The 10,056-nt window shown below is 68.8% G+C and carries 9 protein-coding genes; all 9 read left to right on the top strand.

Annotation, left to right across the window (positions count from 1 at the left end; translation table 11 throughout):
• Positions 1 to 137: 137 nt before the first annotated feature.
• The 9 genes from ACFV0G_RS22955 to ACFV0G_RS22915 all read left to right on the top strand — a co-directional run bounded on the left by ACFV0G_RS22955 (position 138) and on the right by ACFV0G_RS22915 (position 10,024).
• Complete coding sequence (locus ACFV0G_RS22955; RefSeq protein WP_380550898.1) at positions 138 to 1,064, top strand: ABC transporter permease; 927 nt, start codon at positions 138 to 140, stop codon at positions 1,062 to 1,064.
• The gene (locus ACFV0G_RS22950; RefSeq protein WP_380550895.1) at positions 1,057 to 1,995 is read left to right on the top strand and encodes an ABC transporter permease; all 939 of its coding nucleotides are present in this window, start codon (positions 1,057 to 1,059) and stop codon (positions 1,993 to 1,995) included. Before ACFV0G_RS22955 ends, ACFV0G_RS22950 begins: the two co-directional genes overlap by 8 nt.
• Before the next feature lie 15 nt (positions 1,996 to 2,010).
• Positions 2,011 to 3,060 (top strand): ABC transporter ATP-binding protein, encoded by a 1,050-nt coding sequence (locus tag ACFV0G_RS22945; protein ID WP_380550892.1) that lies wholly within the window; start codon positions 2,011 to 2,013, stop codon positions 3,058 to 3,060.
• The gene (locus ACFV0G_RS22940; protein ID WP_380550889.1) at positions 3,053 to 4,072 is read left to right on the top strand and encodes an ABC transporter ATP-binding protein; all 1,020 of its coding nucleotides are present in this window, start codon (positions 3,053 to 3,055) and stop codon (positions 4,070 to 4,072) included. The genes ACFV0G_RS22945 and ACFV0G_RS22940 overlap by 8 nt, the downstream gene beginning before the upstream one ends.
• Before the next feature lie 153 nt (positions 4,073 to 4,225).
• The gene (locus tag ACFV0G_RS22935) at positions 4,226 to 5,869 is read left to right on the top strand and encodes an ABC transporter substrate-binding protein (RefSeq protein WP_380550886.1); all 1,644 of its coding nucleotides are present in this window, start codon (positions 4,226 to 4,228) and stop codon (positions 5,867 to 5,869) included.
• 31 nt (positions 5,870 to 5,900) lie between these two features.
• Positions 5,901 to 6,824 carry an ABC transporter permease gene (locus ACFV0G_RS22930; RefSeq protein WP_380550883.1) on the top strand — a complete coding sequence of 308 codons (924 nt, stop codon included), beginning with the start codon at positions 5,901 to 5,903 and terminating at the stop codon, positions 6,822 to 6,824.
• Entirely contained in the window at positions 6,817 to 7,845 is a 1,029-nt protein-coding gene (locus ACFV0G_RS22925) for an ABC transporter permease (protein ID WP_380550880.1), read from the top strand. The genes ACFV0G_RS22930 and ACFV0G_RS22925 overlap by 8 nt, the downstream gene beginning before the upstream one ends.
• A gap of 30 nt (positions 7,846 to 7,875) precedes the next feature.
• Entirely contained in the window at positions 7,876 to 8,940 is a 1,065-nt protein-coding gene (locus ACFV0G_RS22920; protein WP_380550877.1) for an ABC transporter ATP-binding protein, read from the top strand.
• Positions 8,930 to 10,024, top strand: coding sequence for an ABC transporter ATP-binding protein (locus tag ACFV0G_RS22915; RefSeq protein WP_380550874.1), 1,095 nt, complete (start codon positions 8,930 to 8,932; stop codon positions 10,022 to 10,024). Before ACFV0G_RS22920 ends, ACFV0G_RS22915 begins: the two co-directional genes overlap by 11 nt.
• Positions 10,025 to 10,056: the final 32 nt, after the last annotated feature.

Raw genomic sequence — 10,056 nt, 5'->3', positions numbered from 1 at the left:
CGCCGCGCGCGGGGGGCCCCCGCCCCCGCCCCCCCCCGCGCACCAAGTACCCCGGGGTAGCGGCCGGGACCGGACCCTCCCCACGAAGGAGGCGCCGGCGCCGGCCGCTTCCACGCCGACCACGCAATGGAGGCATGATGGGGCGTTACGTCGCACGGCGACTGCTCCAGATGATCCCGGTCTTCCTCGGCACCACGCTCCTCATCTTCGTGATGGTGCACCTGCTGCCGGGCGACCCGATCCGGGCGATGTGGGGCGACAAGCAGCCGGACCCGGCCCAGCTCGCGTCCCTCAAGCACAAGTTCCACCTCGATCTCCCGTGGTACCAGCAGTACTGGGAGTACATGAAGGGCCTGTTCACCGGGGACTTCGGCGAGACGCTGTCCGGCCGCAAGGTCACCGACGTGATCTCCGAGGCGATGCCGGTCACCATCCGGCTGGCCCTGATGGCCTTCGGCATCGAGCTCGTCCTCGGTGTCGCGATCGGCCTGCTGTCCGGCCTCAAGCGCGGCAAGCTGGCCGACCGCAGCACGCTCGTCCTGACGCTGCTGCTCATCTCGATCCCGGTGCCGGTGCTGGGCTTCGTGTTCCAGAACCTCTTCGCCGTGCAGCTGAAGTGGGTCACCCCCACCGTTCAGGACTCGATGTCCGTGAACCAGCTGATCCTGCCGGCGGTCGTGCTCGGTTCGCTGTCGCTGGCCTACGTCGCGCGGCTCACCCGCACCTCCATCGTGGAGAACATCAAGGCCGACTACATCCGCACGGCCGTCGCCAAGGGCCTGCCGCGGCGCCGCGTCATCGGCACCCACCTGCTGCGCAACTCGATGATCCCGGTCGTCACCTTCCTCGGTACCGACCTGGGAGCGCTGATGGGCGGAGCGATCGTCACCGAGGGCATCTTCAACGTGAAGGGCGTCGGCAACGCGCTCTTCCACGCCATCAACCAGAAGGAAGGCGCCACGGTCTCCGGATTCGTGGTGGTCCTGGTGCTGGTGTACCTCGGCGCCAGCCTCATCGTCGACCTGCTCTACGCGGTCCTGGACCCGAGGATCCGGTATGCCTGACCTGATCGAGAAGACCGACATCCCGGCCCAGCGCGGCGAGAGCGCCGCCCCGGCCGCCAAGCCCGAGAAGGCCCGCAGCCTCGGCAAGGACGCCTGGGACGACCTGCGCCGCAAGCCGATCTTCCTGATCTCGGCCGCGCTGATCCTGCTGCTCCTGGTGATGGCGATCGCCCCCGGGCTGTTCACCTCCGTGGACCCGCGCGCCGGCGACCTGCGCAACCACTACCTGACGCCGCCGAACTACGGCCACCTCTTCCAGGCCGACTGGTTCGGCTACGACGGCCAGGGCCGCTCGATCTACGCCCGGATGGTCTTCGGCGCCCGCGCCTCGATCACCGTCGGCGTGCTCGTCACCGTCGCGGTGACCGTCGTCGGCGGCATCGTCGGCATGGTGGCCGGCTACTTCGGCGGCTGGGTCGACACCCTGCTGTCGCGGCTCACCGACGTGTTCTTCGGCATCCCGCTGCTGCTCGGCGCGCTGGTCGTGCTGAACGCCTTTGCGGTGCGCACGGTGTGGAGCGTGGTCTTCGCCCTGACCTTCCTCGGCTGGACCCAGATGGCCCGCGTCATGCGCGGTTCGGTGGTGACGGTCAAGCAGGCCGACTTCGTGACCGCGGCCAAGGCGCTCGGCGCCGGCACCGTGCGGATCATGTTCCGGCACATCCTGCCGAACGCGGTCGCCCCGGTGATCGTGGTCGCCACCATCGCGCTGGGCGGCTACATCGCCACCGAGGCCACGCTGAGCTTCCTCGGCATCGGCCTGCAGGACCCGACCATCTCCTGGGGCATCGACATCAACTCGGCCCAGAAGGTGATCCGTACCGCGCCGTTCGCGCTGTTCTTCCCCGCGGGCATGCTGAGCCTCACCGTGCTGGCCTTCATCATGCTCGGCGACGCGGTGCGCGACGCCCTCGACCCGAAGCTGCGCTGAGAGGCGGAGAGCACCATGACCACCGTCATCGAGAAGGCAGAGCCGGCCGGCCGGCTCACCCCCGGCACCCCGCTGCTCGAGGTCCGCGACCTGCACGTCGAGTTCAAGACCCGGGACGGCGTCGCCAAGGCCGTCAACGGCGTCAACTACTCGGTCGCCGCCGGTGAGACGCTCGCCGTGCTCGGCGAGTCCGGCTCCGGCAAGTCCGTCACCGCGCAGACGATCATGGGCATCCTCGACATGCCCCCCGGCCGGGTCACCGCCGGCGAGATCCTCTACCGCGGCCAGGACATGCTGACCATGTCCAACGAGGAGCGCCGGAAGATCCGCGGCCGGAAGATCGCCATGATCTTCCAGGACGCGCTGTCCTCGCTCAACCCCGTGCTCTCGGTGGGCTACCAGCTCGGCGAGATGTTCCGGGTGCACGAGGGCGCCTCCAAGAAGGCGGCCAAGGCCAAGGCGATCGAGCTGATGGACCGGGTCCGCATCCCGGCCGCCGCCCAGCGCGTCGACGACTACCCGCACCAGTTCTCCGGCGGCATGCGCCAGCGCATCATGATCGCCATGGCGCTGGCCCTGCAGCCCGACCTGATCATCGCGGACGAGCCCACCACCGCCCTGGACGTCACCGTCCAGGCGCAGGTGATGGACCTGCTCGCCGAGCTCCAGGCCGAGTACAACATGGGCCTGATCCTGATCACCCACGACCTCGGCGTGGTCGCCGACGTCGCGGACAAGATCGCCGTGATGTACGCCGGCCGGATCGTCGAGACCGCCCCCGTCCACGAGCTGTACGCCCGGCCGGCGCACCCCTACACCAAGGGCCTGCTGCGGTCGATCCCGCGCCTCGACCAGAAGGGCGAGGAGCTCTACGCGATCAAGGGCCTGCCGCCGAACCTGTACAAGGTCCCGGCCGGCTGCGCGTTCAACCCGCGCTGCGACGCGGCCACCGACCTCTGCCGCACCGAGATCCCGGCGCTGCACCAGGTGCTCGACAAGGAAGGCGCCGAGCTCGCCGGCCGCCGCAGCGCCTGCCACCTCTGGAAGGAGACCCTCCATGGCTGAGCCGATCCTGGAGGTGCGCGACCTGGTCAAGCACTACCCGCTGAGCCAGGGCATCCTCTTCAAGAAGCAGGTCGGCGCGGTCAAGGCCGTCGACGGCATCTCCTTCACCCTGCACAAGGGCGAGACGCTGGGCATCGTCGGCGAGTCCGGCTGCGGCAAGTCGACGCTGGCCAAGGTCCTGATGAACCTGGAGCGGGCCACCTCCGGCCAGGTGCTCTACAAGGGCGAGGACATCTCCAAGCTGTCCGGTTCGGCGCTGAAGGCGGTGCGCCGCAACATCCAGATGGTGTTCCAGGACCCGTACACCTCGCTGAACCCGCGGATGACGGTCGGCGACATCATCGGGGAGCCGTTCGAGATCCACCCGGAGGTGGCGCCCAAGGGCGACCGCCGCAAGGCGGTCCAGGACCTCCTCGACGTGGTGGGGCTGAACCCGGAGTACATCAACCGGTACCCGCACCAGTTCTCCGGCGGCCAGCGCCAGCGCATCGGCATCGCCCGCGGCCTCGCGCTCAGGCCCGAGGTGATCATCTGCGACGAGCCGGTCTCCGCCCTCGACGTCTCCGTCCAGGCCCAGGTGATCAACCTGCTGGAGCAGCTCCAGAAGGACCTGGAGCTCTCCTACATGTTCATCGCCCACGACCTCTCGATCGTGCGGCACATCTCCGACCGGGTCGGCGTGATGTACCTCGGCCGGATGGTCGAGATCGGCACCGACGAGGAGATCTACGAGCACGCCACCCACCCGTACACCCAGGCGCTGCTCTCCGCCGTGCCGGTGCCCGACCCCGCGGGCCGGGAGGGGCGCGAGCGGATCATCCTCTCCGGTGACATCCCGTCGCCGGCCAACCCGCCGTCCGGGTGCCGCTTCCGCACCCGCTGCTGGAAGGCCGAGGAGCGCTGCTCCACCGAGGTGCCGCTGCTCGCGGTGCCGGCCGTCGGCGAGGGCCCGGCCAAGCACGAGTCGGCCTGCCACTTCGCCGAGGTCCGGGAGCCCGTGACCGCTTCCTGACCTGCTCGGGACGTGCCCGCAGGGCCCGTGGTGCACCGCACCGCGGGCCCTGCGGCGTATCCGGCACCCATCCGGCGGTATCCAGCTCGCGCCACCGCTGGACCGCTCCTTCGATGGGGTGTGATGAGTCCTACACCCTGAGGAGGAAGCCCCATGCCTGCAGGCACCCGAGTGCGCTGGGCCGTGGTCATCGCGACGAGCGTGGCCCTCGTGGCCACGGGCTGCGGCAGTAGTGGGGGCGGAGGGGGCAGCAGCGGCGCGAGCGGGACCGGTGGCGGAGTCGTCACCGCCTGGTGGGGAGACCCGCAGAACCCGCTGGAGCCGGCGAACACCAACGAGGTCAACGGCGGCGCCGTCCTCAACATGATCTTCACCGGTCTCGTGTCCTACGATCCCAAGACGAGCGCCCCCAGCAACGCCAACGCCGACTCGATCACCTCCAGCGACCAGCAGACCTGGACGGTCAAGCTGAAGCCCGGCTGGAAGTTCAGCGACGGCACCACGGTCACCGCCAAGTCCTACGTGGACGCCTGGAACTACGGCGCCCTGTCCACCAACAAGCAGCTGAACAGCAGCTTCTTCTCCTACATCCAGGGCTACGACCAGGTCGCGCCGGCGTCCGGCAACCCGACCGCGCAGACCATGTCCGGCCTCAAGGTCGTGGACGACAACACCTTCACCGTCGCCCTGACCCAGAAGTTCTCCACCTGGCCCGCGACGCTCGGCTACTCCGCCTACGTCCCGCTCCCGGCGAGCTTCTTCTCCGACCACGCGGCGTACCTCAACAAGCCGGTCGGCAACGGCCCGTACGAGATCACCTCGTGGACCAAGAGCTCGAAGATGGAGCTGCGGCCGTTCACCGGCTACAGCGGCACCAACAAGGCCAAGAACGGCGGCATCGACCTCAAGGTCTACACCGACACCAACGCGGCCTACGCGGACCTCCTCGCGGGCAACCTCGACGTCAACAACGGCCTGCCCAACAGCGCCCTGAAGACCGTCGACTCCGACCTCAACGGCCGCTTCCTCAACACCCCGGCCGGCATCATCCAGACCATCTCGTTCCCGCTGTACGACCCGGCCTGGAACACCGCCAACGCCAAGCTCGTCCGCCAGGGCATCTCGATGGCGATCGACCGGCCCACCATCACCAAGGTGGTCTTCACCAACACCCGTACCCCCGCCACCGACTGGACCTCGCCGGTGCTGGGGACGGCGGGCGGCTACAAGGAGGGTCTGTGCGGTGAGACCTGCACCTACAACCCGACCAAGGCCAAGCAGCTGATCCAGCAGGGCGGCGGCATCCCCGGCGGCCAGCTCACCATCTCCTACAACGCGGACGGCCCGCACAAGGAGTGGGTCGACGCGGTCTGCAACAGCATCAACAACGCGCTCGGCAACACCAAGGCCTGCGTCGGCAACCCGATCGGCACCTTCGCCGACTTCCGCAACCAGGTCACCACCAAGAAGATGACCAGCGCCTTCCGCACCGGCTGGCAGATGGACTACCCGCTGATCCAGGACTTCCTGCAGCCGCTGTACTTCACCGGCGCCTCGTCCAACGACTCCGGCTACAGCAACCCGCAGTTCGACAGCCTGGTCAACCAGGCCAACGCCAACCCCGACACGTCCGCCGCGATCGGCCAGTTCCAGGACGCGCAGAAGCTGCTCATCCCCGACCTGCCCGCCATCCCGCTCTGGTACCAGAACGGCACCGTCGGCTGGTCCTCCAAGGTCAGCAACGTCCTGCTCAACCCCTTCAGCGTCCCGGTCTACGACCAGATCACCGTCAAGTAACCGGCCGGGCGGCGGCCCACTGGAGGTTCGCATGGGACGCTACGTCATCAGACGGCTGCTCCAGATGATCCCGGTGTTCCTCGGGAGCACGTTCCTGATCTTCGTCATGGTCCACGCGCTCGGCGACCCGGTGAACGCTCTCTTCGGCGACAAGGCCCCGGACCCGGTCATCGCCCAGCAGATCCGTGAGCAGTACAACCTGAACGACCCCCTGTGGCTCCAGTACCTGATCTACATGGGCAACCTGTTCCGCTGGGACTTCGGCACCACCTTCAACGGACAGTCCGTCACGTCCCTGCTCGCCACCGCCTACCCGGCGACGATCAAGCTGACGGCAGTGGCCTTCACCATCGAGGTGATCTTCGGGGTCGGCTTCGGGCTGATCAGCGGCCTGCGCCGGGGCGGCTGGTCGGACAACACGGTGCTGGTCTTCACCCTGATCGTCATCTCGATCCCGACCTTCGTCACCGGCTACGTGCTCCAGTACTTCTTCGGCGTGAAGTGGGGCGTGCTGCCGGCCACCGCCGGCGACAACCTCACCCTCAACTCGCTGCTGCTGCCCGGCATCGTGCTGGCCTCGGTCTCCCTCGCGTACGTCGCCCGGCTCACCCGGACGACCGTCGCCGAGAACTCCAAGGCCGACTACGTGCGCACCGCCGTCGCCAAGGGCCTGCCACGCCGCCGGGTGACCATCAACCACCTGCTGCGCAACTCGCTGATCCCGGTCGTCACCTTCCTCGGCGCCGACCTCGGCGCCCTCATGGGCGGCGCCCTGGTCACCGAGCGGATCTTCAACATCCACGGCGTCGGCTACTACCTCTACCAGGGCATCGTCCGCCAGAACACGGCGACGGTGGTCGGCTTCGTCACCGTCCTGATCATCATCTACCTGGTGGCCAACCTGCTCGTCGACCTGCTCTACGCGGTCCTGGACCCGAGGATCCGTTATGCCTGACCAGGAGAAGTACAACAAGGCGGACCCGCTCGCCGACGCCGGCACCGAGGAGGAGGAGATCCAGAGCGCCGTCGAGAGCCGGACCTTCGACCTCGGCACGATGGAAGCGCAGACTTTAATCAAGAACGAGCGACTCGAGGACGAGCCGGGCATCGCCGCCGCGGACGAGCGGGTCCAGCCCCGCAGCCTCTGGCAGGACGCCTGGCGGGACCTGCGCCGCAACCCCATCTTCATCATCTCGGGGCTGCTGATCGTCTTCCTCGTCATCGTGGCGATCTGGCCCGGCCTGTTCACCTCGACGGACCCGCTGCAGTGCGACCTGTCCAAGTCCCAGCAGGGGCCGGAGTCCGGGCACCCGTTCGGCTTCGACGGGCAGGGCTGCGACGTGTACTCCCGGACGATCTACGGAGCCCGGGCCTCGATCACCGTCGGCGTCTGCGCCACCCTCGGCGCCGCGCTGGTCGGCACCGTGCTGGGCGGCCTCGCCGGCTTCCTCGGCGGCTGGTCCGACTCGGTGATCTCCCGCGTCGCCGACATCTTCTTCGGCATCCCGATCCTCCTCGGCGGCCTGGTCTTCCTCTCCGTCATCCCCAGCCGGTCGATCTGGATCGTGGTGGCGTTCATCGTGGTGCTCGGCTGGCCGCAGATCGCCCGCATCGGCCGCGGCGCCGTGATCACCGCCAAACAGCAGGACTACGTGACCGCGGCCAGGGCGCTCGGGGCCAGCAACTCCCGGCTGATGCTGCGGCACATCCTGCCCAACGCGGTCGCGCCGATCATCGTCGTCGCCACCATCGCGCTGGGCACCTACATCGCCCTGGAGGCCACCCTGAGCTTCCTCGGCGTCGGCCTGAAGCCGCCGACGGTCTCCTGGGGCATCGACATCTCCTCGGCCTCGGCCACCTTCCGCAACGCCCCGCACATGCTCCTCTACCCGGCCGGTGCGCTGAGCCTCACCGTCCTGGCGTTCATCATGCTCGGCGACGCGGTCCGCGACGCTCTCGACCCCAAGCTGCGCTGAGAGGGGCCCCCACCAACCATGGACGACGGCATGAACAGCGACGAGAGCGCCATCCGGATCGACCCGCAGGACGCCCGCACCACCGGTCCGGCCGGCACTCTGCTCGACGTGCGCGACCTGCACGTCGAGTTCCGGACCAGGGAAGGCGTCGCCAAGGCCGTCAACGGCGTCGACTACTCGGTCGCCGCCGGTGAGACGCTCGCCGTGCTCGGCGAGTCGGGTTCCGGCAAGTCGGTCACCGCCCAGGCGATCATGGGCATCCTGGACACCCCGCCCGGGCACATCACCGGCGGCGAGATCCTCTTCAAGGGCCGCGACCTGCTGAAGCTCAGCGGCGAGGAGCGGCGGAAGATCCGCGGCGAGCAGATGGCGATGATCTTCCAGGACGCGCTGTCCTCGCTGAACCCCGTGCACACCGTCGGCGCCCAGCTCGGCGAGATGTTCCGGGTGCACCGCGGCGCCTCCAAGAAGGACGCCAGGGCCAAGGCGATCGAGCTGATGGAGCGGGTCCGCATCCCGGCCGCCAAGGAGCGGGTGAACGACTACCCGCACCAGTTCTCCGGCGGCATGCGCCAGCGCATCATGATCGCCATGGCGCTGGCCCTGGAGCCGGACCTGATCATCGCGGACGAGCCCACCACCGCCCTGGACGTCACCGTCCAGGCGCAGGTGATGGACCTGCTGGCCGAGCTCCAGGCCGAGTACAACATGGGCCTGATCCTGATCACCCACGACCTCGGCGTGGTCGCCGACGTCGCGGACAAGATCGCCGTGATGTACGCCGGCCGGATCGTCGAGACCGCGCCGGTCGAGCACCTCTACAAGAGCCCGGCGCACCCCTACAGCCGGGGGCTGCTGGACTCCATCCCGCGCCTGGACCAGAAGGGCCAGGAGCTCTACGCGATCAAGGGCCTGCCGCCCAACCTGCTGCGGATCCCCACGGGCTGCGCGTTCAATCCGCGCTGCCCGCGGGCCCAGGACATCTGCCGGCAGGAGGTCCCCGCGCTGTTCGACGTCACCGAGGACGACGGGACGCCCGTCCCGGGACGGGGCAGTGCCTGCTTCTTCTGGAAGGAGACCGTCCATGACGTCTGACGGGACGGGTGCGGTGGACGCCGCGCTGCCCGAGGAGGTCGCCTTCGCCCACCCGGTGCCGCGCGGCGAGCCCATCCTGGAGGTGCGCGACCTGGTCAAGCACTTCCCGCTGACCCGGGGCATCATCGTCAAGAAGCAGGTCGGCTCGGTCAAGGCCGTCGACGGGGTCTCCTTCGACCTCATGCAGGGCGAGACGCTGGGCATCGTCGGCGAGTCCGGCTGCGGCAAGTCGACGCTGGCCAAGGTCCTGATGAACCTGGAGCCGGCCACCAGCGGATCGGTCCGGTTCAAGGGGGAGGAGATCTCCCGGCTGTCCGGTTCGGCGCTGAAGGCGGTGCGCCGCAACATCCAGATGGTGTTCCAGGACCCGTACACCTCGCTGAACCCGCGGATGACGGTCGGCGACATCATCGGGGAGCCGTTCGAGATCCACCCGGAGGTGGCGCCCAAGGGCGACCGCCGCAAGGCGGTCCAGGACCTCCTCGACGTGGTGGGCCTGAACCCGGAGTACATCAACCGGTACCCGCACCAGTTCTCCGGCGGCCAGCGCCAGCGCATCGGCATCGCCCGCGGCCTCGCGCTCAAGCCCGAGGTGATCATCTGCGACGAGCCGGTCTCCGCCCTCGACGTCTCCGTCCAGGCCCAGGTGATCAACCTGCTGGAGCAGCTGCAGAACGAGTTCAACCTGTCGTACATGTTCATCGCCCACGACCTCTCGATCGTGCGGCACATCTCCGACCGGGTCGGCGTGATGTACCTCGGCCGGATGGTCGAGATCGGCACCGACGAGGAGATCTACGACCACGCCACCCACCCGTACACCCAGGCGCTGCTCTCCGCGGTGCCGGTGCCGGACCCGACGGTGCGCGAGGACCGGGACCGGATCGTGCTCACCGGCGACGTGCCCTCGCCGGCCAACCCGCCGTCCGGGTGCCGCTTCCGTACCCGCTGCTGGAAGGCCGAGGAGAAGTGCGCGCGCGACGTGCCGGAACTCGCCATCCGGGAGTGGCTGGAGGACCGGGCCCGGCACGACTCGGCCTGCCACTTCGCCGCGGAGCGCCAGGCCGACCGGAACGGCAGCTGACGCAGAACGGCGGCGGGCCCCCTCCCGACCGC

The sequence above is a fragment of the Kitasatospora sp. NPDC059571 genome (assembly GCF_042735675.1).
In the GTDB taxonomy this organism is placed as follows: domain Bacteria; phylum Actinomycetota; class Actinomycetes; order Streptomycetales; family Streptomycetaceae; genus Kitasatospora.
The sequence above is the reverse complement of the archived record's forward strand: the minus strand, read 5'-3'. Positions and strand labels throughout refer to the sequence as shown.

Excerpts from the sequence above, each read along its gene's own strand:
- ACFV0G_RS22935 (WP_380550886.1), top strand. The coding sequence starts at position 4,226 with ATGCCTGCAGGCACCCGAGTGCGCTGGGCCGTGGTCATCGCGACGAGC.
- ACFV0G_RS22950 (WP_380550895.1), top strand. The coding sequence starts at position 1,057 with ATGCCTGACCTGATCGAGAAGACCGACATCCCGGCCCAGCGCGGCGAG.
- ACFV0G_RS22945 (WP_380550892.1), top strand. The coding sequence starts at position 2,011 with ATGACCACCGTCATCGAGAAGGCAGAGCCGGCCGGCCGGCTCACCCCC.
- ACFV0G_RS22925 (WP_380550880.1), top strand. The coding sequence starts at position 6,817 with ATGCCTGACCAGGAGAAGTACAACAAGGCGGACCCGCTCGCCGACGCC.
- ACFV0G_RS22915 (WP_380550874.1), top strand. The coding sequence starts at position 8,930 with ATGACGTCTGACGGGACGGGTGCGGTGGACGCCGCGCTGCCCGAGGAG.
- ACFV0G_RS22955 (WP_380550898.1), top strand. The coding sequence starts at position 138 with ATGGGGCGTTACGTCGCACGGCGACTGCTCCAGATGATCCCGGTCTTC.
- ACFV0G_RS22920 (WP_380550877.1), top strand. The coding sequence starts at position 7,876 with ATGAACAGCGACGAGAGCGCCATCCGGATCGACCCGCAGGACGCCCGC.
- ACFV0G_RS22930 (WP_380550883.1), top strand. The coding sequence starts at position 5,901 with ATGGGACGCTACGTCATCAGACGGCTGCTCCAGATGATCCCGGTGTTC.
- ACFV0G_RS22940 (WP_380550889.1), top strand. The coding sequence starts at position 3,053 with ATGGCTGAGCCGATCCTGGAGGTGCGCGACCTGGTCAAGCACTACCCG.